We start from the raw sequence: 23,461 nt of genomic DNA, 5'->3' as shown, positions 1-23,461 counted from the left end.
CGTGACTCCGGTCGCCCCTTGGGTGCGCACCCGCCTGCGCGCGGCCCCCGGTGTCGCCTGCGCGCTCGTCCTGCTGGTGGCGTTGACCGCCGCACTGGCCGCCGCGTTTCCGCGGGCGGTCGACCGGTACGAGGACGCGGGGCTGCGCCGGGCGGTCGAGGAGGCGACGGCGCGGCGGACCACGGTGCAGCTGTGGGCGCCGGAGCCCGGTGCCGAACTCCGGCAGCGACAGCGGGAAGCGGCGCTGGATCCGGACACCCTCAAGGCGCAGTACACGAAGGTGCTGAGGACCGCCGAGCGGCCGCTGACCGCCGACCGCGACCAGTCGTCGTACGGCGTCCGCACCGCGGCCGCCCTTGCCGTGCCCGACCCTTGGCTGCCCCGGCCCAGCGGGCTGCCCACGCGCATCGCGCTCGCCGCGCAGAACGGCCTCGCCGACCACGCCCGGGTGCGCTCGGGACGCCTGCCGCGCGCGGCCGGGACCGCGACCGCGAAGACGCAGCAGGTGGAGGCCGCCGTCACCGCCGAGACGGCCAAGACCCTGCGGATCAAGGTGGGTTCGGTGATCCATGTGCCCGGCGCGGGGCGCCCGCCCCTCTCCGTGACGGTGACCGGCATCGTCGAGCCGCGCAAGCCCGAGGGCGCGTACTGGACGACGCAGCCGCTGCTGCGCAGGCCCGCCCTGATCCAGGTGCCGAACCAGGGCAACGACATGGACACCTACTGGCAGGGTGCCCTGCTGCTGCCCCCGGCCGCGGCCCCCGCCATGCTCGGCACGGCCGGACACCCGCTGCGCTACTGGCAGTTGGCCCCCGACACCGCCACGCTCACCGCGCACGACCTGTCCCGCCTGAACTCCGCGATCGCCTCGCTCGAAGCGGGCCCGGGCCTGGAGAAGGCCCGCGACTTCACCGACCCGTCCGTGGAGGCGAGCACCGACCTCGACGACATCCTGTCGCAGTACGCGCAGCTGCGGTCCGGCATCGGCCCGCTCGTCGCCGTCGCCGCGTCCGGCACGGCCACGGTCGCCGTCGTCGTCCTGCTGATGGCGGGCGGCCTCGCCGCCGACCGGCGCCGCACCGAGATCGCCCTGCTGCGCGCCCGGGGCGGCTCCCTGCGCGGCGTCACCGGCCGGCTGCTGGCCGAGACGGCGGTGCTCGCCGTCCCGGCGGGCGCCCTGGGCCTCGGAGCCGCGCTGCTCGCGGTCCCCACCGGCCGCCGTACGTACGCGGTGGCGGCCGCTGTCGCGGTGACGGCCCTCGCCTGCGCCGCACTCCCCCTGCGTGCGGCGGTCAGACACCGCGCGGTCCAACTCCACACCGGGCGCGAGGACTTGACCGTCCTACGTCCGTCCAGGCGCCGTACGGTCGCGGAACTCACCCTGCTCGTGCTGGCGTCGGCGGCGGTGTTCGCGCTGCGCAACCGTGGCACGTCGGAGCAGGGCGGCGACGAACTCGTGGCGCTGGCACCGGTGTTGGTGGGCGTCATCGCCGCTCTGGTGCTGGTGCGGCTCTATCCGCTGCCGCTGCGCCGGCTGGCACGGCCGACGGGCCGGCTGCGCGGGGTGGTCGGTCATCTGTCGATGGCCCGCGCGGGCCGCACCTCCGTCTCCACGGTGCTGCCCCTCCTCGCCCTGCTCACCGCCCTCACCACCGCCGCGTTCGGCGGCTCGGTCCTCGCGGGCGTCGCCGACACCCGCGACCGCGCCGCCCTCCTGGGCACCGGCGCCGACGCCCGTATCGAGGCGACCCGGCCGCTGCCGGACGCAACTGCGACGGAGATCCGCGACGGCTCCGGCGTCCACGAGGTCACCCCGGTGAGCATCGCCTACCAGGCGAAGCCCCAGGACGGCGAGGAGACCGTGCCGCTCGCGGGCGCCGACCCGGCGGCCTACGCGCGGCTGGCCGGGCGGACGGGGCTCGGCGCGTTCCCCGCGGCCGGGCTGAAGCGCCCCGCCCACGCACCCCTGCCCGCCCTCGCCTCCCCCGCCGTCGCCGAGCGCTACGGCACCCGGCCCTTCCCGGTCCGCCTGGAGGACGGCAGCCATGTCACCGTACGGATCGTCCTCGTCCGGACCCTGACCCCGGCGGTCTCCGGCACCGACTTCCTGGTCGTCGACCGCGCCGGCCTCGGCGTCCGCGCCGCCCGCCCGACCGCGCTCCTGGTCACCGGCGATCACCTCGACGGGGGCGCCCTGCGCAAGGCCGCGGGCGCCGGAGCGGACGTACGCCTGCGGTCGCAGGCGCGGGCGGCGTACGTCGACTCGCCGCTCCAGTCCGGCGCCGAGCGCATCTACGCGGCGGCCGTCGCCGCGGGCGCCGGATACGCCGTACTCGCCCTGCTGCTCGCCCTCGTCCGCGCGGCCCCCGAACGCAGCGCGCTCCTCGCCCGCCTGCGCACCATGGGCCTCACCCGCGCCCAGGGCCGCCGCCTCCTCGTCCTCGAAGCCCTCCCGCAGGCCCTGCTCGCCGCCGCGGGCGGCGCCCTGACCGGCTGGGCCGCCGTCCGTCTCCTCTCCCCCGGCATCGACCTGACGACGATCGCCCTGGCGGCCGCGACGGGAGACGCACCCCCCGGGGGCACCGAGCTGCGCACAGACACCCTGTCCCTGTTGCTCCCGGCCCTGTCGGTACTCGTCCTCGCGACGGGCATCGCGGCGGGGCAGGCGTGGTGGACGGGGAGACGGGGGTCGGTCAGGGAGCTGAGGGCGGGGGATTCACGGTGACGAGTACGGCGCGTACGGCGAGTACGGCGGGTGGCGCGGTTGCCACCTCACGACCACGATCTGCGGGAGTCACGTCATGACCGCCACGAATCCCACCTTCGCCGACCTGGCCGAACGCGCCGCCGCGCACCGGGACCGCCCCGCCTACGGCCATGACGCGCTCATCACCTGCGACCGCCTGGTCCGGATCTTCTCCACGGACGGCGTGGAGGTGCAGGCGCTCCAGGGCCTCGACCTGCTGGTCAGGGAGGGCGAGTTGATGGCGCTGGTGGGCGCGTCGGGCAGCGGCAAGTCGACGCTGATGAACATCCTGGCCGGCCTGGACACCCCCACCGCGGGAGCGGCCAGGGTGGCGGGCCGCGACCTGCTGACCATGGGCGCGAAGGACCGCCTCCGCTACCGCCGCGAGGTCGTCGGCTTCGTCTGGCAGCAGACGGCCCGCAACCTCCTCCCCTACCTGACGGCCGCGCAGAACGTCGCCCTGCCGATGCAGCTGGCCGGTTCCCGAGGCGTCCGCGCCCACCGCCGTACGCAGGCCGAACGCGCTCTGGAACTCCTGGAGTTGATGGGCATCGCCGACTGCCGCAACCGGCGTCCGCACCAGATGTCCGGCGGCCAGCAGCAGCGCGTCGCGATCGCCGTGGCCCTGGCCAACGCGCCCGCCGTCCTGCTCGCCGACGAGCCCACCGGCGAACTCGACTCCCACACCGCGGAGCAGATCTTCGCCGCCTTCCGCACGGCGAACGAGCGCCTCGGCACCACCATCGTGATCGTCACCCATGACCAGGCGGTCGCGAGCGAGGTCCGCCGCACGGTCGCCATCCGCGACGGCCGCACCTCCACGGAGGTGCTGCGCCGCACCGAGGTCGACGCCGCTACCGGCCAGGAAGCCGTGGTGGCCCGCGAGTACGCCATGCTCGACCGCGCGGGCCGCCTGCAACTCCCCGCCGAGTACACCCGCGCACTGGGGATGCGGGACCGGGTGGCGCTGGAGCTGGAGTCGGACCACATCGGCGTATGGCCGGACGACAGCGGGCACGAGTGACCCGCCGAGGGACGGTTCCGGGTTCGGCGAACGCTAGCGAACGCTGACGCCCAAGGCCCCAAATCCCGCCCGGCGTACGGCGATCGATCCGTACGGCGCGCGAAGCCGCAGCCACGCTCCCGACGAGTAGAGGGCCAACGGGCTTTCGCCGGGCGCGACTTGGCGCCCTGGGCCGGCGGGACGCAGGAATCCCAAGGCCTGCGCGGCGTGCGCGGCACGCACCGGGAGGCCCGTGCCGCCGATCTCCCGGGACCAGATCTCCCGCCCGATCCGGTCGAGTTCGCCGCGCGTACGGTCCTCGGGCGCCAACTCCTCCGTACGGGACCGGAATTCGGCGACCGCCATGGAGAGCATCGCCCGTACGGCGTCCAGCTCCGGCAGCCCCGGCACCTGCTGCCAGCCGCCGCGGGGCGGCAGAACGCCGGCCCACGGGGGCCCGGTGACGGACTGCGGGACGGCGAGCGTGGCCGCCGGCTCGTCGATCGATTCGAGGAGTTCACCGGCGGAGACGGTGACGTCGAGCGTGACGTCGAGCCCGTTCTCGTACGGCTTGGCGAGGCGCGCCGTGCGGATCGCGAGAACCTCGAACGACGGCGGCCGGCCGAACACGGCGAGCGCGGTGCCGGACACCTGGAGGCGTACGGCGGCCGCGCGGTCGTAGTGGATCAGCCGGCCGAGGAAGGCGGCGAGGTCCGCCGCCTCCCCTTCGTCGGCGAGGTGCAGAGCGGTCGTGCTGTGCGCACCGGGCGCACCGGGCGTACCGGTCATGCCGCGACGGCCTCGTCGTCCCGGTCGTCCCGGTACCCCTCCAGGAAGTCGCGCTCCTCGGCGGTGATGCGGCGCGGGCGCTGCGCCGCGAAGTCGAACGGCACGACGACCGTCGAGGCCGTGACGTACACCTGGTCCGGGTCCTTCACCTCGTAGGTGATGGTGAAGGACGCGGCCCTGATCTGCGTGATCCACAGCTCGATGTCCACCGGCGCGTGCCGGTGGACCAGCTGCCGCTTGTAGTCGATCTCATGGCGAGCTACCACGGAACCCTGCTGGAAATCCTTGTCCGGGCGGTTCAGGAAGTCGATCCGCGCCTCCTCCAGGTAGCGGAGGAAGACCACGTTGTTGATGTGGCCGTACGCGTCCATGTCCGCCCAGCGCAGCGGGCAGCGGTAGATGTGCCGCAAGATCAGCCCCGGGTCAGCTTCTTGTAGGTGGCACGGTGCGGGCGCGCCGCGTCCGGGCCGAGACGCTCGACCTTGTTCTTCTCGTACGACTCGAAGTTGCCCTCGAACCAGAACCACTTGGAGTCACCCTCGTAGGCGAGGATGTGCGTGGCCACTCGGTCCAGGAACCAGCGGTCGTGGGAGACGACCACGGCGGCACCGGGGAATTCGAGGAGCGCGTTCTCGAGCGAGGAGAGGGTCTCGACGTCGAGGTCGTTGGTGGGCTCGTCGAGGAGCAGCAGGTTGCCGCCCTGCTTGAGGGTGAGCGCGAGGTTGAGGCGGTTGCGCTCACCACCGGAGAGCACACCGGCGGGCTTCTGCTGGTCCGGGCCCTTGAAGCCGAAGGCGGAGACGTACGCCCGCGAGGGCATCTCGACCTGGCCCACGTTGATGTAGTCGAGCTCGTCGCTGACGACGGCCCACAGCGACTTCTTCGGGTCGATGTTCTCGCGGCTCTGGTCGACGTACGAGATCTTGACGGTCTCGCCGACCTTGATCGCACCGGAGTCGGGCTCTTCCAGACCCTGGATCATCTTGAAGAGCGTGGTCTTGCCGGCGCCGTTCGGGCCGATGACGCCGACGATGCCGTTGCGCGGCAGCGTGAAGGAGAGATTGTCGATGAGCACCTTGTCGCCGAAGGCCTTGGAGAGGTTGTTGACCTCGACGACGATGCTGCCCAGGCGCGGGCCCGGCGGGATCTGGATCTCCTCGAAGTCCAGCTTCCGCATCTTGTCCGCCTCGGCGGCCATCTCCTCGTAGCGCGACAGACGCGCCTTGGACTTGGCCTGGCGCCCCTTGGCGTTGGACCGCACCCACTCGAGCTCTTCCTTGAGCCGCTTGGCGCGCTTGGCGTCCTTCTGGCCCTCGACCTTGAGGCGGGAGGCCTTCTTGTCGAGGTAGGTGGAGTAGTTGCCCTCGTAGGGGTGGGCGCGGCCGCGGTCCAGCTCCAGGATCCACTCGGCCACGTTGTCGAGGAAGTACCGGTCGTGGGTGACGGCGACGACGGTGCCGGGGTACTTCGCGAGGTGCTGCTCCAGCCACTGCACGGACTCGGCGTCCAGGTGGTTGGTGGGCTCGTCGAGAAGCAGCAGGTCAGGGGCTTCGAGCAGCAGCTTGCAGAGCGCGACGCGGCGGCGCTCACCACCGGAGAGGTTGGTGACGGGCCAGTCGCCGGGCGGGCAGCCCAGGGCGTCCATGGCCTGCTCCAGCTGGGTGTCCAGGTCCCACGCGTTGGCGTGGTCCAGGTCCTCCTGGAGCTTGCCCATCTCGTCCATGAGCGCGTCGGAGTAGTCGGTCGCCATCAGCTCGGCGACCTCGTTGAACCGGTGCAGCTTGCCCATGATCTCGGCGGCGCCGTCCTGCACGTTCTGCAGCACGGTCTTGGACTCGTCGAGCGGCGGCTCCTGGAGGAGCATGCCGACCGTGTAGCCGGGAGACAGGAACGCGTCACCGTTGGACGGCTGCTCCAGCCCGGCCATGATCTTGAGAACGGTGGACTTACCGGCACCGTTCGGACCGACCACACCGATCTTGGCGCCCGGCAGGAAGTTCAAGGTGACGTCGTCGAGGATCACCTTGTCGCCGTGCGCCTTGCGCGTCTTGCGCATGGTGTAAATGAACTCAGCCAAGAGAAACCGTCCGGACGCTTGAAATCGGCAGTGGGCAGATACACCCCATCTTGCCTGACGGCTACCCTCCGGGGGAAACGCGTTTGGTCGGGGGGCTGCGACCTGGACGTTCCAGGACGGCGCCCGTAGCCGGCCGGTCACTGATCGTCGTCGACGACCGCTGCTCACAGGATCCGGGCGAAGCGCTCCGCGATCTCGTGCTGCTCGGCTCCTCGCATCAGCAAGATCTGCAGGAGGATGCGGGCCTTGACCGGGCCGAGGGTGCCGGCGGAGATCAGGCCGCGGGCGAGCAGGTCCGATTCGGAGCCCGGGAAGCCGTAGGTCTCGGTGAGGACGGGACCGGCTCCGGTGCGCGATGCCAGGATCACCGGCATCCGCTCGGCCAGCTCGGTCAGCGCGTCCACGCACGCCATGGGGACGTGGCCGGCGCCGAACGCGGCGACGACCAGCCCGTCGACCGCCGCGCCGACGGCCCGCAGGACGGCCCCGTCGTCGCCGAGCCCGACAGGGGCAACTGCGGTACGGACGTTGCCGTTCCGGCGCTCGGGCAGGATGCCCGGTTCCCCGCTCGGGCGGGACCAGATGCGTACGCGGTCCTCGGCGACGTAGCCGACCGGCCCCGGGTAGGACGTGAACGCCGTCGGGCTGGTGGCGTGCGTCTTGCGGACCCAGCGGGCCGCGTGGACCTCCTCGCCGAACACCACCACGGCACCCAGCCCCCGGGCCTCCGCGCTCGCCGCCACCCGGACGGCCGCGAGCACGTTGGCCGGTCCGTCCGCGCCCGCCATGCTCGCGTTGCGCATCGCACCCGTGACGACGATCGGCATCTCACCGGAGTGCACCAGGTCGAGCAGGTAGGAGGTCTCCTCGATGGTGTCCGTGCCCTGGGTGACGACCACCCCGTCCACGGCGAGGTGGTCGAACTCCCCCGCCAGGTCGAGCAGATCGGCGAAGGACAGCGAAGCGCCGGGGAGTTGACGGAAGTCGTGGACCTCGACGGCGATACCGGTTTCGGCCAATCCCGGTACGGCGGCGACCAGATCACCGGCCGACAGCGTGGGCGTCACACCGCCCGTCGGCTGTGCGGTCATGGCGATGGTGCCGCCGAGCGAGAACACCGCAACGCGCCGACGCGCCTCCGCCATGAAGTCATCCGCCATGGGGTCGCCCGGCAGGGAGGCGTCCAGCATGGAGGCGTCTGCCACAGGGAGTCTCCTTCGGCGGACGGAGGCCGGGAAAGAACAGCAAAAAGGCCCTCCCCGAAGGAAGGGCACTCAGTGGCGCCCCCGGCAGGACTCGAACCTGCGGCCAAGCGCTTAGAAGGCGCCTGCTCTATCCACTGAGCTACGGGGGCCGGGTGTGGTGGCCTGTGTCCTGGTGCCCGGGTGTGGGCTGATCCGTGACCTTGCCGGGACAAGGATAGGGCTCCCGCGTCCTCGTCCTTGGTGCTTCTCCTCCGTGGCTCGATGTGGAGGTTCGGTGAAGCGGTCCTGATAATCGCAGGCAGGTACGAATCGTGCACCGCTTTTGGCGTCTCGCGCATCGGGTGTTGTGCACTCGTTATGCCTGCGCCCCAGTCATCCCTTCCGTCCCCTGTGTCCTGTCGGCGCGCAGACATGCTCATATGCTTCAGAAAGCCTCCAAAGTTGGGCATTCTTCGCATGTGGTGACCTTGGACGTACGGCCTCAGCTGCTCGACGCACTTTCCGCCCTGCGCGACCGTGTCGCCGCCGCACGCTTTCCGCTGCCCCTGCCAGGGGCTCCACGCGCGCGTGCCAACCGCGACGAACTGCTCGCACAGCTCGACGACTATTTGGTGCCCCGGCTGAAGGAGCCCGAAGCGCCCCTCCTGGCCGTGATCGGCGGCTCCACGGGAGCCGGCAAGTCGACGCTGGTCAACTCCCTTGTGGGGCGGCGGGTCAGCGAGGCGGGCGTGCTGCGGCCCACGACACGGACACCGGTGCTGGTGTGCCATCCGGAGGACCATCACTGGTTCAGCGGGATGCGGGTGCTGCCCCACCTCACCCGCGTATGGGTGCCCCATCAGGAGCCGGGTGACGACCTGCATCCGCTCACCGACCGCGGCGAGCGGGTACTGCGGATCGAGACCGCCGACACCCTGCCCCGCGGCCTCGCCCTCCTCGACGCGCCCGACATCGACTCCCTGGTGGCCGACAATCGGGTGCTCGCCGCCGAGCTGATCTGCGCGGCCGACATCTGGGTGATGGTCACCACGGCCGCACGGTACGCCGACGCCGTGCCGTGGCACCTGCTGCGTACGGCGAAGGAGTACAAGGCGACCCTGGTCACCGTGCTCGACCGGGTACCGCACCAGGTGGTGTCGGAGGTGTCCCGGCAGTACGGCGCCCTGCTCGCCAAGGCCGGTCTGGGCGAGGTGCCCCGCTTCACCGTCCCCGAGCTGCCCGAGTCCGCCTGGGGCGGCGGGCTGCTGCCCGCGACCGCCGTCGCACCGCTGCGCACCTGGCTCACGCACCAGACGCAGGACCCGGGAGCCCGGCACGAGGCGATGGCCCGTACGGCGCACGGAATCCTCGACTCGCTGCGCGCGCGCATGCCCGAACTGGCCGGCGCCGCGGCCGCGCAGCACGCGGCGGCCATGCGGCTCACCGCAGCCGTCGAGGGCGCCTACGACAGCGAGCACGCGCGCCTGAAGGGGCGTCTGCAGGCCGGGGCCGTGCTCTCCGGAGACGCACTGAAGCGGTGGCGCGCCTACCCGCTCGACTGCTCCGCCGGCGAACTGCTCGACGCCCTTGTCGAGAGCCTGAGCGCGCTGCTGTTGTGCGCCGTCACGGCTGCCGACGAGCGCGTGGACGAGGCCTGGCGGCGCGAACCGGCAGCGGGCGCCCCGGAGCTGACCGGCCGTGACCCGGCGCCCGAGAGCGCCGAGCACCGGATCGGGATGGCCGTACGGCGCTGGCGGCGCGTCCTTGAGGAGTACGCCGAGGAAGAGGTGCGCGACCTCGACAAGGGCGCCGCCCCGGACACGGACGTGGTCGCCGCCCTGGTGGCCACCGCACTGCTGGGCGGGCGCCGGGCGCGCAGCGCGGGCGAAGGGCTCGCGGAGCGCATCGGCGCACACGGCGCCCTGCGGCTGCGCGACCGCGGCGGACGGCTGCTCACCGACTACCTCGACAAGGCGCTGCACACCGAGCGCGAGCGCCGCCTCGCCCCGCTCGACGCACTCGACGTACACCCAGAACCCCAGTCCGAACTCATCGCCGCGCTGTCCGTACTGCAGAAGGAGAGGTGACCGCGGTGACTGCCGTCACTGACCGCACGGATCACGCCGACCACACCGGAGGCGACTCCCCGGGAGGCGACAACCCCAGGGACGAGTCCAACTCCCCCAGGGACGAGCCCAACGGGGCCGCGCCTTGCGAGGCCGAGCGCTCCGAAAACACGTGCCCCGAAGACGGCCGTCCCGAAGGCGTGCTCTGCGAAGGCGTGCGCTCCGAAGGGATGCTCACCGAAGGCGCGTCCTCCGAAGGAGAGGATTCCGGAGGAGAGGGGTGCGAAGGAGCGGGTTGCGACGGACAGGGATGCGATGGAGACGGTTGCGACGACACCCGCGACCGCGAAGACGGCGGGCACGCGCGCGCAGAGGGCGATTCCGGGCACGCGCGCGTGAAGGACGAAACGAAGTCGCCCCACGCCGCTTCCCCGGCCCAGGACGCACCGGCCCGTACGGAGCCCGAGCCCGCCCCCGAATCCGCCTGGGACGACGGGCTCATCGCGCGCCGCGTCTCCGAGACGGCCACCCAGGCGGAAGCCGTGCCGAGCGTGGCCGCGGACACCAGGTCCTCCACCGCGCAGGTCGTGCCCCCTCTCGCGTACGACGGACCCCTGCGGTCGCGGCTCGACGCGCTGCGCGAGCTGGTGGGGCTGTCCCGTACCCGGCTCGACAGCAGGACGCTCGCCGAGGCGGGCCGGGTCCTCGACGAGGCGGCGGCGCGCCGCAGGCTGTCGGGGCAGCACACGGTCGTCGCCATCGCGGGCGCCACGGGCAGCGGCAAGTCGCAGCTCTTCAACGCGCTTGCCGGGGTGGCGATTTCGGAGACGGGGGTACGCAGGCCGACGACCGCGGCGCCCATCGCGTGCAGTTGGAGCGACGGCGCGGCGACGCTCATCGACCGGCTCGGCATCCCGGGCCGGCTGCGCAGGCGTCCGCTGCAGAGCGCGGAGGCGGAGGCGCAGTTGCGCGGGCTGGTCCTGATCGACCTGCCCGACCACGACTCGGCGGCCGTCCAGCACCGCGAGCAGGTGGACCGCGTCCTGGCGCTGGTCGACGCGGTCATCTGGGTCGTGGACCCCGAGAAGTACGCGGACGCCGTCCTTCACGAGCGCTATCTGCGGCCCATGGCGGGGCACGCGGAGGTCACCTTCGTAGTCCTCAATCAGGTGGACCGGCTGCCCGGTGAGGCCGCCGACCAGGTCCTCGACGATCTGCGCAGGCTGCTCGACGAGGACGGCATCGCGCTCGGCGAGTACGGCGAACCGGGCGCGACCGTGCTCGCGCTGTCCGCGCTCACCGGCGACGGCATCGGCGAACTGCGCGAGTCGCTGGGCCAGTTCCTGGCCGAGCGGGGTGCTGCGGCCCGTCGTATCTCCGCCGACCTGGACGCGGCCGCGGCGCGGCTGCGGCCCGTCTACGCGACCGGGCGCCGGACCGGTCTCAGCGAGGAGGCCCGCGCCGAGTTCGCGGACCGGCTCGCGGACGCCGTCGGCGCCACCGCGGCGGGCGAGGCGGCGGAGCGCGCGTGGCTGCGCAACGCCAACCGGGCATGTGGCACCCCCTGGCTGCGGCTGTGGCGGTGGTACGAGGACCGGCGCGAGCCTCCGACGGGGCGGCTGGCCGTGCGGGCGCCCGCGGACGAGGAGGCCACGGCCCGGCAGCGTGTCGAGCAGGCCGTGCGTTCGGTGGCGGACCGCGCGGCCCGCGGGCTCCCGACGCCGTGGGCGCAGGCGGTGCGCGAGGCGGCGGTCCGCGGGGCGCAGGGGCTGCCCGAGGCGCTGGACGAGATGGCGGTGCGCGCCACGACACCGGTGGGGCGGCCGCCGCGGCCCGGCTGGTGGCCGGTCGCCGTCCTCGCGCAGGCGTCGATGACCATCCTGCAAGTCCTCGGCGGACTGTGGCTGGTGGCGCAGATCGTCGGGGTCATGTCGCCGAATCTCGGGGTGCCGGTACTGCTGATGGCGACGGGCATCATCGGCGGTCCGGCGGTCGAGTGGAGCAGCAGGATGGCGGCGCGCGGGCCCGCACGGCGGTACGGGCTGGAGGCGGAACGGCGGCTGCGCGAGGCCGCGGCCGGCTGCGGACGGGCGCGGGTCCTGGATCCGGTGGCGGCGGAGCTGCTGCGGTATCGGGAGGTACGGGAGCAGTACGGACGGGTCACGGGGGTGTCCGCACCCGTCGGATGAGCCGCATGAGCCGTGCCCGTCCGACAACACCGCGTCACCCTCACGGGTGACGCGGTTTTCCACAACCGGCCGGTAGCCCACAGCGCTCAGCGGGCCCGCACCGGCGGAGGCAGTCTGAACTCGGCACGAGACGACAGACGCAGCCGTACGGGAGAGGGGTTCGCGATGCACGAGACGATGGTGTGCGTGGTGGGGAACGTGGCTACGCAGCCGGTGTACAAGGAGTTGGCGAGCGGAGCGTCGGCGAGGTTCCGGCTGGCGGTCACGGCGCGGTACTGGGACCGCGAGAAGAACACCTGGACGGACGGCCACACCAACTTCTTCACGGTGTGGGCCCGGCGGTCGCTCGCCACGAACGTGGGGGCTTCGGTGTCCGTGGGCGATCCGGTGGTCGTCCACGGCCGGCTGAAGGTCCGCACCGAGCAGCGCGACGGCCAGAGCTGGACGTCGGCGGACGTCGACGCGGTGGCGATCGGACACGACCTGTCGCGGGGTACGTCCGCGTTCCGGCGGGCGTCCAAGGGGGATACGGCGGCGGTGGCCTCGACACCCCGGCCGGAGCCGAGTTGGGAGACGGACCCGCAGGATCAGCCCGGCTCGGCGGCCCAACAGCAGCCGGAGCCAGCCGGAGTGACGTGACGTCAGAAACGGGTGAACGCCGAGGGACGGCCTGAGGGGACCGCCTGAGCGAACTGCGGCTTATCGACAAATACGTTCCGAACGATCCCCCATGGATTTGTCGATAAGCGCAGCTCACAGGCGTGCCGAGCGATAACGATTCCGGCTCGGATCGGTGATCGGATGGCATGACCGGGGAGTGTGGTGCGCCGCTTCCTTAGGATGCCGGGCATAGCTCACGGGGCTTCTGATTCTGCTGGCGGGACCGTCCCCCCATGTCAACGGGTCCTGCTCGAAGGGGAATTCTGTGTTTTCTTCGTTCTCTGCGTGGTCCGCGCGCAGGCGAGCGGCCGGCCGCCTCGCCGCCGCGACGTTGGCGTCCGGGCTCGTGGCCGCCGGTGCGTTGGCCACCGCGGGCCCGGCCGTCGCCGACGAGACCCCGCAGAACCAGGGCGGCGCGACCGCCACCATAGGCGGCCTGAAGACGTACGGGGCCGCCGTGATCCACGACAACGGCACGGACCAGCAGGTGTCGGCGGGCCTGTTCGAGATGTCCGTCGACAACGGCGGGATGCTGCAGACCTACTGCATCGACATCCACAACCCGACGCAGAAGGACGCCAAGTACCAGGAGACCCCCTGGAGCGGCACGTCGCTGAACGGCAACGCGGACGCGGGCAGGATCCGCTGGATCCTGCAGAACTCCTACCCGCAGGTGAACGACCTCGCCTCGCTGGCGCAGAAGGCGGGCACCAGCGGCCTCACCGAGCAGGACGCGGCGGCCGGCACGCAGGTGGCGATCTGGCGGTACTCGGACGGCGCCGACGTCGACGCGGTGAGCCCGCGGGCCGAGAAGCTCGCGGACTACCTGCAGAAGAGCGCGCGAAGCCTCGCCGAGCCCAGGGCCTCACTGACCCTCGACCCGCCCGCGGTCTCCGGCCACGCCGGCGAGAAGCTCGGCCCGGTCACGGTGCACACCAACGCGAGCAGCGTGACGGTGACGCCGCCCGCGGACGCCGTAGCCGAAGGGGTGAAGATCGTCGACAAGAGGGGCAAGGCGATCACCTCTGCGAAGAACGGCAGTGCCCTGTACTTCGACGTACCGAAGGACAGCGCGGACGGTTCCGCCGCGCTGACGGTGCAGGCCTCGACGACCGTGCCGGTCGGCCGTGCCTTCGCCTCGGAGACCCGTAGCCAGACGCAGATCCTCGCGGGCTCCAGCGAATCGACGGTCTCCGCGACGGCGACCGCCACCTGGGCCGCCAAGGGTGCGATACCGGCGCTCTCGGCCGAGAAGAACTGTGCCAAGGGCGGCGTGGACATCACGGCGGCCAACGAAGGCGACAAGGCGTTCACCTTCGAGCTGATGGGGATCGAGCACACCATCGAGGCGGGCAAGTCCCAGACGGTCACGATCCCGCTCCAGGAGGACCAGGCCTACGACTTCACGATCAAGGGGCCGGACGGATTCGAGAAGCGCTTCAAGGGCGTCCTCGACTGCCGGACGCAGGGCAGCGCGGGCGGCGACGCGACCCAGATCCTGAGCGAGCCGAGCCCGGCGACGGTGGGCGGCACCTCCACCGGGGACACCGACCTCGCCGAGACCGGCAGTTCCAGCGTGACCCCGATCATCGCGAGCGTGGCCATCGGCCTGGTCGTCATCGGCGGCGCGGCGCTGCTCTTCGTCCGCCAGAAGAAGGCGCCCGCACAGGACTGACGAGGTTGAGCGCATAGCACCTTGGCAACTCAACAGTGAGCGACCGCAGGTGGCTCCGTGAGCACGCGGCCCCGGCCCGCCCCCTCAGGGCGTCCGGGGCCGCACTCTTCCCGAGGACGCCCCGCTAGGAGCGGGCGCCCCGGCCACGTGCGATGGCGACGCCGGCCGCGATCAGGCCGAGGACACCCACGACGAGGCCGGCGATGCCCAGGCCACGAGCCGTCGAGTCACTGCCGGAGTCGCTGCTCGCCACCGGGCTCTTGGCCGCCGGGCTCGAACCCGACGCGGAGTCGGAGCCCGAACCGGAATCGGAACCCGAACCGGAGTCGGAATCGGCGGACTTGGCGGTGAGCTTGAGCACCGGTGCCGGGTTCTCCGGCTCCTCCCCGCCCTTCTCCTCCTCGATCCAGCGGGCGACCTTGCCGTCCGAGTAGGTCTGCAGCGTCTTGAACGTCAACTCATCGGCGTTGTCCGGGAGTTGACCGAAGGCGACGTTGAAGTCCTGGTACTCGCCGTGCCGGATCCGCCCGCCGGTCCAGGTGACCTCCGAGACGGCGTCGGTGATCGTGCCGTCGTCGGTCTTGACGGGGGTCTTGAGCTTCGTGGTCGTCACCTTCGCCGTCCAGCCCTCCTCGGGCGTGACCAGCACGCCGAGAACCGGATGGTCCGTCGGCAGGAAGATCTGCACCTTCGTGGTGCTGGCGGTGTCCTCCTCGTTGGGAACCCGGAAGGTCAGGACGCCGTCCGTGGCGCCCTTGGCGTAGCTGCCGGGGTGGACCGTCACGTGCGCGAAGGCGGTACCGGCGGCGGTCAGGACCCCGGCAGTGGTGAGGGCGGCGACGAGACCGGCTCGGCGCAGGGTGATGCGTGTCGAGGACATCAGGGGAACTCCGTACTGGTGTGAAGGCGGTCAGGGCGTGTACGGGACCCCTGCCGGCGGTCCCCGCCGCGAGACGGCGTGCCGCAGCAACGCCTGCTGGAGCGGCCGCAGCTCTGCCACACTTCCGCACACACCGCCCGGCACCGGCTCGGCGGACGGCGCCGTCCGCACCCGCCACCAGGCCATGAGGCCCGGCACGAGCACCGCGGCCCGCCGCAGCAGCGACCACAGTGCGGCCTCGCCGCACCGCAGCCACCAGGTCGCGAGAAGTGCGGCCGCCACATGACCGACGGTGGCGTGGGACACCAGCGCCTGCGGGTGCGCCATCTGCGCTCGCACCATGTGCCCGTGGGACATCCGCGCCTGTGCCATGGCCGTGCCGTGCATGGCCATGGCGGTGCGCGTACGCGATTCGGCGGCCTCGAAGGCGAGATGCAGCCCGGCCTGGGCGGCCAGCATGCCGCCGCCTATCCCCACGAGCGACCTTTCCCGGCCGCCCAGCAGCACACCGGCCGCGAAGACGGGGAGGAACCCGGCGGCGTCCACCCACAACGGGGGCGCCTGTCCGGACGCCAGAGCATGGCCTCCGGCAGCCAGCAGCACACACAGCACGGCGAACACCGCCGCGCGCAGGCTCCGTACCGCCGGTGACGCACTCATGAAGCCCAGATACTGCCACGCGGAGCGATCAGCCGTCGCAGGTTCCGGATCGGGCCCACCAACTCTCCCGCTCCAGGGGCTCGGATAGGGTCCGGACGAGCCTGGGAGGGATTGACCATGCAACTTCGCTGCGCCGTGCTCGACGACTTTCAGAACGTCGCGACCGAGATCGCCGACTGGTCACCGGTGGCGGACGACGTGGAAGTCGTCAGCTTCGGGACGCACTTCGCGGACGAGGACGCGCTGGCCGTCGCGCTCGCGGACTTCGACATCGTCGTCACCCTGCGCGAGCGGGTCCCCTTCCCCGCCTCGCTGCTGGCCCGGCTGCCCCGTCTGAAGCTGCTGATCGCCTCCGGGATGCGCAACTCGGTGATCGACTACGCGGCAGCCGAGGAACACGGCGTGACCGTGTGCGGGACCCCGAGTTCCTCCACGCCCCCGGTCGAGCTGACCTGGGCGCTGCTGCTCGGCCTCGCCCGGGGCGTCGTCACCGAGAACGACGCGCTGCGTGCGGGCGGCCCCTGGCAGACCACCGTCGGCGCCGATCTGCACGGCCGCACGCTCGGGCTGCTCGGACTCGGGAAGATCGGCAGCCGGGTGGCACAGGTGGGCCTCGCCTTCGGCATGCACGTCAGCGCGTGGAGCCAGAACCTGACCAAGGAGCGCGCCGAAGAAGCCGGAGCGGAACTGGCCGCCTCCAAGGAGGAGTTGCTCGCGAGCAGCGACTTCGTCTCCGTGCACCTCGCGCTCAGCGACCGCACCCGTGGCCTGATCGGCTCCGCCGAGCTGGCGCTGCTCAAGCCGACCGCCTACCTCGTCAACACCTCGCGCGCGGCGATCGTCGACCAGGACGCACTGCTCGCGGCGCTGCACGACGGCCGGATCGCCGGAGCGGGCATCGACGTGTTCGACATCGAGCCGCTCCCGGCCGACCACCCGATGCGCTCGGCCCCCCGCCTGCTCGCGACCCCGCATCTGGGCTATGTGTCGCGGGCGAACTACGAGACGTACTACGGCGCGGCGGTGGAGAACATCCGGGCCTACCTCGCGGGCGCTCCCGTACGTCTCCTCAGCTGACGGCCCGGGCGGTTCGGCATCACGTCGTAAGACACCCCTCGGCGCATCAAGCCTCCGCGCATCAAGCCGCACAACCCGCCGAAGCCGCTCAAGCCGCCCCGTTGGGCACCCAGTAGAAGCCGTACTGCCGCTTCAGATGGTGCAGGTCCACGAGATACCGCCGTAGCGTCACATGGTCCACCGGTGCGTCCTCGCACCAGGCGCGCAGCTTCTCGTTGACGGTGCGCTCCGGATACTCGACGCCCGGTTCGAAGGTCCGCTCGGCGATGTGCCGCAGGACGACCAGCTTGCGCTGCCACTGGGCGGGCAGCCGGACGAGGCGGCCCTCCCGCACGAAGGTCCGCAGGACCGTCTCGGTCCGCTCGTCGCCGGAGCCGTGGTTCTCCGCGGGTGGCTGCGCGGCACTGTCCCGGGCCAGCTCGCGGAGGTGTGCGTAGGCGACGGTCAGTCCGCCGTCGCCCGCTGCCTGAATCACCTGCTGGTCCCGGAGCTTCCGCAGCGCCGCCGCGGCCTCCTTCGGGGACAGCCCGGACCGCTCCATGACCTTCTCGGGTGTGTCCGCGCCGAGGGCCACGGCGGCGAAGGCGCGGACCCGGCGCTCCTCGGCGAACAGACGGATCAATTGGTCGGTTGCCATGGTTCGGAGGCTAGTTGAGGGCCTTCGCGAGCCGAAACGAATTTCGCGGGACTCGAAGGGTCGTACGAACGAAGGGCCTGTTCGGAACGGGTGATCCCAGGACGAAGTCCGTGACCAGTGGTGAGCGGGCGCGTTGAAGGGGAGTGCGGTCGCGTTCGAGCAGCCGCACTCAACGAGTCAAAGGAGAACGTGATGTCTCGCATCGCGAAGGCAGCCGCTGTCGCGCTCGGCACGGGTGCCGTGGTGCTCAGCGGGGCCGGCCTGGCCATGGCGGACGCGGGTGCTCAGGGCGAGGCCGTCGGCTCGCCCGGCGTCCTGTCGGGCAACGTCGTCCAGGTCCCGATCCACATCCCGGTCAACGTGTGCGGGAACACCGTCAGCGTCATCGGCCTGCTCAACCCGGCCTTCGGCAACACCTGCGTCAACGACGGTGGCGGCAAGCCCAGCCACCCGGGTCACCACGGCCCCTCGGGCTACGGCTACGGCGGCTGATCCGACGTAGCGCAGAAAGGCCCCCGGCGGTTGCGACCGCCGGGGGCCTCGCACTACCCGCCCATCCCGCCCGTCCTGTTCCTGTCCACCCCGTGCTGCGCCCTGCCGTTGCGTGCCATCCCGCTCGCGCCCCGCGCTAGGCGTAGCGGTAGATCCGGCCGACGTCCTCCATCTGATCCGGCGTCACGTTCCACGGCGGCATTCCCTGGTGCCGCGCGACGATCCGCTCGTACTGCGAGCTGCCGGGGCCCGGCGGGTTCGCGGGCAGATAGCGCGCGCCCCGGTGGCGCCGCTGCCACAGCGACCACTGAAGGTCGACGAAGGCGTGGTGCAGCCAGAAGACGGGATCGTTGACCGAGGCGCCGCCGAGCATATGGCCGCCGACCCAGCGGTGGACGCGGTTGTGGTTGCCCCATGCACCGCTGCCGCTCCCCCGGCCCCACCCTTCGAGCCGGTTCCGGAACCCCTTGGTGGAGGTGGAGTCCCACGGCGAGGTGTCGTAGACGGAATCGTTCAGGGCCCGGGCCAGCTCGGTGCGGGTGGGCAGTTCGAGCGGGTCCTGGGGGTGGCCGAAGTCCCGGGTGAGGAAATCGACGTCGGTCACCCCTTCCTTGATCGTCCACTTCCCGTTGCCGTACGCGAAGGGGCCGGTCATGACCCGGTGGTCGGAGCGCCGCCCGTTGCCGCCGAGCAGGTCCTTGGTCCACGGGGCGCTGGACGGCGTCCGGTCCCGCGTCCAGTCCCAGTACGGCACGCTCACCCCGGAGTCGACGCGCCGCAGCGCCCGCTCCAGCTCCAGCAGGAACTTGCGGTGCCAGGGCAGGAAGGACGGCGCCATGTGGGCCGCGCGCAGTCCACCGTCGCCGTCGGAGACGTAGTAGTCGATGTGCATCCGCACGAAGTCGTCGTACTCGCCACGGCGTTTGATCTCCAGCATCGCGCCGACGAACCGCCGCCGTTCCGCGCGGGTCAGCGTGCTGACGTCCTTACGCGTGTACGCCACGGTGCCCCCCGTCCGCGGAACGGCCGCCCTCGTCCCTGCTCATGCCCATGGCCCGCAGATGTTCCTTGGGCCCCAGTTCGTCGACGGCGGCGCGCGCGGCGGCGAGCGGGGTCGCGTACGACTGGTAGTGGTCCACCATGCTCAGGTAGGTGCCGTCCGCACGGCGCATCAGATGCAGCGGCCGCCCGTCCACGGTGACCTGCCATTCCCCGGCGTCATCCGCGGCCCGGCCCGTGCCCGCCCAGGTGCCGCGGATGAGGCGGCCGCGGTAGGTCTCCTCGAAGGTGTCCGGTGTGTCGCGCGGGTCGGCCACGGTGTCGTCGGCGCCCGGCGGCCGCGACGCCGCGACGACCGGGATCGCGGCCGCGGCGACGACCAGCGCCACCATCCCGCGCATCACGTACCGGCGGCTTCTGTCGTCGGGATCGGCCGAAGATGCGGACCCCACCGGGCTCTGCGGAGCCACCGCCCCCACCGGATTCGCCGAGCCTGCCGACGAACTCACTGACACTCTGCTGACGAACAATGTTCTCTCCTCGTCGTGTTCAGTAACGGTGACCGCCGGGGGCCTGCGGCGGATCCTGCGACGGCCGGCCGGGAGACAGGCCCGGTGGGCCTGGACTACGCGCCTCCGGCGAGCCCCAGGTTCGCGCCCGGCACCGTCTGCAGCAGCGGGGTGAGCACGGCCGCCTGGGGGAGCTTCAGGTCGGGGAGGCCGAAGTTGTCGGGGTTCGGCGGGGTCAGCGGAGTGTCCAGGGACAGTCCGGGGGTCAGCGTGCGCAGGTCGGAAGCGGGGGTGCCGACCTCGACGTGGTCGAAGCCGTCGCCGAGGACGTGCGGCAGCGGCGCACGCAGACCCGCGCCCGGCAGCCCGCCGCTGAGCGGCAGTTGCGGCACGGCCCCCTGCGGAATGAGGCGCCCCTCGACGTACTGCGGTCCCTCGGGCTTGCCCGGCACGGGCAGCGGCAGCTCCCCACCGACCTTGGGCAGCTGCACGTTGAGGGACTTCTCCACACCGTCCAGCGGCACGGGAACGGGGACCGAGCCGGCCGCGACGGCGGGGGTCGCGGCGGCACCTGCCGCGGCCGCCACACAGGTGATGACGGCGGCGAGGGTTCCTCGGGTGGTCGGCTTCATCTCAGGTACGGTCCCTTTCGGAATTCGTGGGGCTCTGCGTGCGTACCGAGTAACGAGCCTGCGAACGGCTTCAGTTCAAGATTCCCCCGAGCGATGCAGTAGTAGGACTGGCTGCGGCGCCGAGGCGCTCCGACGCGGCGGGCGCGTCGGCGTCTCCCGCGCTCCGGCCCGGTCCGCTGCGTCAGCCGCGCAGGCTGCGCGCCGGCAGCAGAATGTGCGCGGCGCTGGTCAAGGTCTCCTCGTCGCCGGCGAACGCGGTCAGGCTCTCGGGTGCGACGGGACGGCCGGGCACGGCTTCGGGCCAGGCGCGGGTGGCGAACAGGAAGTAGGCGTAGCCGCGTTCGCCGACGGCGGCGAGCCACTCCGGCGGCACGATGCACTGGGCGTTGAGGTGCGGCATGTTGACGACGGCCTGTCCCGCCTCGACGAGGAGGGTGAGCGGCAGGCTCGGGTTCCGGGAGCCGTCGACGAGCTTGTCGCCGACGGGCAGGCCGTTGTCGCGCAGCAGCTGGGTGACGGCTTCCGAGGAGCCCTCCGGCCCGTTCTCGCCGTCGCCGAGGGAGTAGGCGAGGAGGTAGGGCATGTCTCCGTCGGGGGCTTCACCGCTGAACGCCATGACGGCGAGCGTGCCGAGATCGGCGGCTCGGAGCGGGCGCGTTTCGCTTGAGGTTGAGGTCACCGCGGAACCCTATCGACGTGCCGGAATACACGCGGCCGATTTCTCACCCGACCGGGCGACATGCGGCGGAGCGACCACACGAAAGAGGGACGGGCCTCGAACAGCGCCGAATGGCGCGAAGGGCCGATTCCGCGGGGTGCGGAATCGGCCCTTTCGAACATCACTCGTTCACACAGGTGTTCCCGAATGCCGGGTTCAGTGCGCCGATGACGTCGACGGTGTTGCCGCATGCGTTGACCGGGATGTCCACGGGGACCTGGACGACGTTTCCGGAAGCGACACCGGGGGACTTGACCGCGACGCCCTCGGCACTGGCGCCGTCACCACCGTGGGCGAAGGCGCTGCCCGAAGCGGCACCAGCGGCCATTCCGGCGGCGGCGAAAATCAGAGCGGCCTTCTTGGCAGTGTTCATCGTCAGCCCTTTCCTCAGGAATTTGCCTCAGCCTATGGACGGCTCGGCAATGCTTTCCGCAAGGACACGCGATGAAAAATCAGATCAGCCTTGGAGAGGAAGTCCGCCGAGGAGCTGAGAGGGGGCGGCCGCCGAGTTCAGTGCCGTCGTCGCGCCGTTCAGGGTGTTGAGCGCCGAGTCCTTGTTCTCGGTGTCGAGCGCGTCCGACTGGTGCTGCAGGGGCATCACGTCCTGCACGTTGAGCGAGCGCTGGCTGGTGATCGTCTCCAGGGCGCCGTTGAGGCTGGTGGGCGTGACATCGGCGGCCCCCATGGCCATGGCCGGCGCGGCGACACCGGCGATGACCACGGATCCGGCAACGACAGCGGCAGCCTTCAGGGACTTCATCGTGTTCCTTTCTTCGGCAACTCACGTCACCAGAGGGAATTTCACTGTGCAGGCATCTTGAAATGCCTGGTCTCTCACTGCGCCTTGGCTAACGAGCCCCGGGCGTGACGGAAACCCCGTGTGCAGAAAATTCCTGCAACCCACCCGAATGAACGGCGTGTCGCATTCTCATATAAAACAGCCGTCGTGCCGACCGTGAAGGCCGGCACGACGGCGGAATGCCGCGGAACCCGCGACTGACGAACCCGCGACTCAGCGGACCGGCAGCGCAGGCAGCGCACCCGTGGGCAGTGCACCGGTGGGCAGCGCCGGCAGGCTGGACAGCGACGGCAGGCCCGGCAGGTTCGGCAGCGGGAGGCCACCGCCGAGCACCACGGCCACGACGACGTTGACGAGACCCGTCACCACGGCGGTGGCCGCGGGCACCACCTTGGTGGGGTCGCCGGAGGTGACCGCCGCGAGCAGCGTGTCGACCGCCTTCTGCAGGGCGGCGAGCGCGTCGCCCTTGAGGTCGGCCGGGGCCGCGGCACGCGGCGCCTTGCCGTCCTCGCTCGCGGCCTCGCGCTCGGCGTTCCTGAGCGGCAAGGCGGGCAGCGCGGGAGCGGCCGGAAGCGTCGGCACGGCCGGGAGTGCCGACGTGGCCGGTGTCGTGGGCGCGGCCGCCGTGGCCGGCGTGTTCGGGAGCGCGACCGGCGGCGCAACCGGCGCCGCCGCGGTGACCTTGGCGATCGCGTCCTTCACGGCGTCGCCGAGCTTGGTCGCGTCGGCCGCGGGGAGTTGGCCGCTGTCCGCTTTGAGAGCGGCGTTGAGCAGGTCGGTGACCGGGGTCAGCACGGCGCCGATGTTGCCCAGCGTCTGCACCTGCGCCAAAAGCGCGTCCGCGCCGGGGACGGGCGCCGCCGCATGGGTGTGGCCACGCGTCGAGTCACTGTCCGCGGCCATGGCGGCTGGTCCGGCGATGCCGAGCAGAAGCGAGGCACACAGAGCGGTGGACGCGAGGCGCCGTACGGGCAGAACACGCATGGATGTTCCCTTCGATGATTGCATCGGATCTTGTGCTCACCGTGAAAGCGGTGATCGCCGCCTGCAACCGATCGAATGCCCCGCGTAGCGATCCAGCGCCCCTATCACCCGCGTCGTCCCTGGTGAGGCGCCATGCCGGGACGCGAAAGCCGCTTCCCCCATTCAGGGCAACGCGGACCGGCCGCCCTCCCGGAAGGGAGGACGGCCGGCAGAAGGTCCGCGCTGACGTCAGTCGTTGACGCAGGTGTTGCCGAACGCGGGGTTCAGCAGACCGATCACGTTGACGGTGTTGCCGCAGACGTTGACCGGGACGTGAACCGGAACCTGCACAACGTTGCCCGACAGGACACCCGGGGAGTGGGCGGCGGCGCCGTGTGCGTCGCTGTCGGCGGCGGCGATGCCGGCGGTGCCCGCCATGGCGGCTGCGGCAACGGAGGTCAGGGCCAGGCCCCTCGCGATACGCGACATGGAGAAGTGCTCCTTGGAATCGTCACAAACAGCCGGGCGGGGATGCCCGGCGCTGAATCAACGCGTGACTCGCCCCGGGGTTGTGCCTCCGTTTGAGTGATCCCGTAAAACGCGGCTTCACCATTCCGACACACTTGACGGGTTTCGCAGACAAATACCGATAGAGGCTAGAGTTGCCCTCCTCCTGAGACCGCTTAGGAAACAGGCGCATAAGACG

The 23,461-nt window shown here is 71.5% G+C and carries 23 protein-coding genes and 1 tRNA gene; 8 read left to right on the top strand and 16 right to left on the bottom strand.

Annotated features, from left to right (window positions below):
- Nucleotide 1 precedes the first annotated feature (1 nt).
- A complete protein-coding gene (locus AB5J56_RS29100; RefSeq protein WP_369242865.1) occupies nucleotides 2–2,725 on the top strand; it encodes an FtsX-like permease family protein in 2,724 nt (907 codons plus the stop codon).
- A 76-nt stretch (nucleotides 2,726–2,801) separates the two neighbouring features.
- Nucleotides 2,802–3,770, top strand: coding sequence for an ABC transporter ATP-binding protein (locus AB5J56_RS29095; protein ID WP_369236588.1), 969 nt, complete (start codon nucleotides 2,802–2,804; stop codon nucleotides 3,768–3,770).
- A gap of 33 nt (nucleotides 3,771–3,803) precedes the next feature.
- Here AB5J56_RS29095 and AB5J56_RS29090 read toward each other — a convergent pair whose 3' ends face one another.
- From AB5J56_RS29090 to AB5J56_RS29070, 5 genes are all read right to left on the bottom strand, one after another.
- Nucleotides 3,804–4,538, bottom strand: coding sequence for a hypothetical protein (locus tag AB5J56_RS29090; protein ID WP_369236586.1), 735 nt, complete (start codon nucleotides 4,536–4,538; stop codon nucleotides 3,804–3,806).
- Entirely contained in the window at nucleotides 4,535–4,948 is a 414-nt protein-coding gene (locus tag AB5J56_RS29085) for an acyl-CoA thioesterase (protein WP_369236584.1), read from the bottom strand. Before AB5J56_RS29085 ends, AB5J56_RS29090 begins: the two co-directional genes overlap by 4 nt.
- A gap of 2 nt (nucleotides 4,949–4,950) precedes the next feature.
- Complete coding sequence (gene ettA, locus AB5J56_RS29080; protein WP_369236582.1) at nucleotides 4,951–6,615, bottom strand: energy-dependent translational throttle protein EttA; 1,665 nt, start codon at nucleotides 6,613–6,615, stop codon at nucleotides 4,951–4,953.
- Nucleotides 6,616–6,779: 164 nt separating this feature from the next.
- Complete coding sequence (locus tag AB5J56_RS29075; protein ID WP_369242863.1) at nucleotides 6,780–7,760, bottom strand: asparaginase; 981 nt, start codon at nucleotides 7,758–7,760, stop codon at nucleotides 6,780–6,782.
- Nucleotides 7,761–7,893: 133 nt separating this feature from the next.
- Nucleotides 7,894–7,969: transfer RNA gene (locus AB5J56_RS29070), tRNA-Arg, on the bottom strand.
- A 309-nt stretch (nucleotides 7,970–8,278) separates the two neighbouring features.
- On the opposite strand from AB5J56_RS29070, the gene AB5J56_RS29065 reads away from it, so the two are divergent.
- The 4 genes from AB5J56_RS29065 (at nucleotide 8,279) to AB5J56_RS29050 (ending at nucleotide 14,389) form a co-directional block, all read left to right on the top strand.
- Complete coding sequence (locus AB5J56_RS29065) at nucleotides 8,279–9,886, top strand: dynamin family protein (RefSeq protein WP_369236580.1); 1,608 nt, start codon at nucleotides 8,279–8,281, stop codon at nucleotides 9,884–9,886.
- 209 nt (nucleotides 9,887–10,095) lie between these two features.
- A complete protein-coding gene (locus tag AB5J56_RS29060) occupies nucleotides 10,096–12,054 on the top strand; it encodes a GTPase (RefSeq protein ID WP_369242861.1) in 1,959 nt (652 codons plus the stop codon).
- Between the two features lie 165 nt (nucleotides 12,055–12,219).
- Nucleotides 12,220–12,693: a single-stranded DNA-binding protein gene (locus AB5J56_RS29055; protein WP_369236578.1), complete on the top strand. Its 474-nt coding sequence runs from the start codon at nucleotides 12,220–12,222 to the stop codon at nucleotides 12,691–12,693.
- A 286-nt stretch (nucleotides 12,694–12,979) separates the two neighbouring features.
- The gene (locus tag AB5J56_RS29050) at nucleotides 12,980–14,389 is read left to right on the top strand and encodes a Cys-Gln thioester bond-forming surface protein (RefSeq protein ID WP_369236576.1); all 1,410 of its coding nucleotides are present in this window, start codon (nucleotides 12,980–12,982) and stop codon (nucleotides 14,387–14,389) included.
- A gap of 124 nt (nucleotides 14,390–14,513) precedes the next feature.
- Here the strand turns inward: AB5J56_RS29050 and AB5J56_RS29045 are convergent, their stop codons facing one another.
- Nucleotides 14,514–15,269 carry a YcnI family protein gene (locus tag AB5J56_RS29045; protein ID WP_369236574.1) on the bottom strand — a complete coding sequence of 252 codons (756 nt, stop codon included), beginning with the start codon at nucleotides 15,267–15,269 and terminating at the stop codon, nucleotides 14,514–14,516.
- Nucleotides 15,270–15,299: 30 nt separating this feature from the next.
- Nucleotides 15,300–15,929 (bottom strand): hypothetical protein, encoded by a 630-nt coding sequence (locus tag AB5J56_RS29040; protein WP_369236572.1) that lies wholly within the window; start codon nucleotides 15,927–15,929, stop codon nucleotides 15,300–15,302.
- 117 nt (nucleotides 15,930–16,046) lie between these two features.
- On the opposite strand from AB5J56_RS29040, the gene AB5J56_RS29035 reads away from it, so the two are divergent.
- Entirely contained in the window at nucleotides 16,047–17,006 is a 960-nt protein-coding gene (locus AB5J56_RS29035; RefSeq protein ID WP_369236570.1) for a D-2-hydroxyacid dehydrogenase family protein, read from the top strand.
- 88 nt (nucleotides 17,007–17,094) lie between these two features.
- Here the strand turns inward: AB5J56_RS29035 and AB5J56_RS29030 are convergent, their stop codons facing one another.
- A complete protein-coding gene (locus tag AB5J56_RS29030) occupies nucleotides 17,095–17,643 on the bottom strand; it encodes a DUF2087 domain-containing protein (protein WP_369236568.1) in 549 nt (182 codons plus the stop codon).
- A 192-nt stretch (nucleotides 17,644–17,835) separates the two neighbouring features.
- On the opposite strand from AB5J56_RS29030, the gene AB5J56_RS29025 reads away from it, so the two are divergent.
- A complete protein-coding gene (locus tag AB5J56_RS29025) occupies nucleotides 17,836–18,135 on the top strand; it encodes a chaplin (protein ID WP_369236566.1) in 300 nt (99 codons plus the stop codon).
- 136 nt (nucleotides 18,136–18,271) lie between these two features.
- Here AB5J56_RS29025 and AB5J56_RS29020 read toward each other — a convergent pair whose 3' ends face one another.
- From AB5J56_RS29020 to chpG, 8 genes are all read right to left on the bottom strand, one after another.
- Complete coding sequence (locus AB5J56_RS29020) at nucleotides 18,272–19,138, bottom strand: tyrosinase family protein (protein WP_369236564.1); 867 nt, start codon at nucleotides 19,136–19,138, stop codon at nucleotides 18,272–18,274.
- Nucleotides 19,122–19,604 carry a tyrosinase family oxidase copper chaperone gene (locus AB5J56_RS29015; protein ID WP_369236562.1) on the bottom strand — a complete coding sequence of 161 codons (483 nt, stop codon included), beginning with the start codon at nucleotides 19,602–19,604 and terminating at the stop codon, nucleotides 19,122–19,124. Before AB5J56_RS29015 ends, AB5J56_RS29020 begins: the two co-directional genes overlap by 17 nt.
- Before the next feature lie 155 nt (nucleotides 19,605–19,759).
- Nucleotides 19,760–20,275 carry a hypothetical protein gene (locus tag AB5J56_RS29010; RefSeq protein ID WP_369236560.1) on the bottom strand — a complete coding sequence of 172 codons (516 nt, stop codon included), beginning with the start codon at nucleotides 20,273–20,275 and terminating at the stop codon, nucleotides 19,760–19,762.
- 181 nt (nucleotides 20,276–20,456) lie between these two features.
- Complete coding sequence (locus tag AB5J56_RS29005; RefSeq protein WP_369236558.1) at nucleotides 20,457–20,954, bottom strand: DUF5949 family protein; 498 nt, start codon at nucleotides 20,952–20,954, stop codon at nucleotides 20,457–20,459.
- A gap of 160 nt (nucleotides 20,955–21,114) precedes the next feature.
- Nucleotides 21,115–21,366 carry a chaplin gene (locus AB5J56_RS29000; RefSeq protein WP_369236556.1) on the bottom strand — a complete coding sequence of 84 codons (252 nt, stop codon included), beginning with the start codon at nucleotides 21,364–21,366 and terminating at the stop codon, nucleotides 21,115–21,117.
- A gap of 84 nt (nucleotides 21,367–21,450) precedes the next feature.
- Complete coding sequence (locus tag AB5J56_RS28995) at nucleotides 21,451–21,753, bottom strand: hypothetical protein (RefSeq protein ID WP_369236554.1); 303 nt, start codon at nucleotides 21,751–21,753, stop codon at nucleotides 21,451–21,453.
- Between the two features lie 252 nt (nucleotides 21,754–22,005).
- Complete coding sequence (locus AB5J56_RS28990) at nucleotides 22,006–22,776, bottom strand: hypothetical protein (protein WP_369236552.1); 771 nt, start codon at nucleotides 22,774–22,776, stop codon at nucleotides 22,006–22,008.
- Between the two features lie 228 nt (nucleotides 22,777–23,004).
- Nucleotides 23,005–23,244 carry a chaplin ChpG gene (gene chpG, locus AB5J56_RS28985; protein WP_369236550.1) on the bottom strand — a complete coding sequence of 80 codons (240 nt, stop codon included), beginning with the start codon at nucleotides 23,242–23,244 and terminating at the stop codon, nucleotides 23,005–23,007.
- Nucleotides 23,245–23,461: the final 217 nt, after the last annotated feature.

Origin of the sequence: Streptomyces sp. R21 (assembly GCF_041051975.1) — a bacterium.
Classification (GTDB): Bacteria; Actinomycetota; Actinomycetes; order Streptomycetales; family Streptomycetaceae; genus Streptomyces.
Note: the sequence above shows the minus strand (reverse complement) of the source record. Positions and strands in the feature narration are given on the sequence as shown.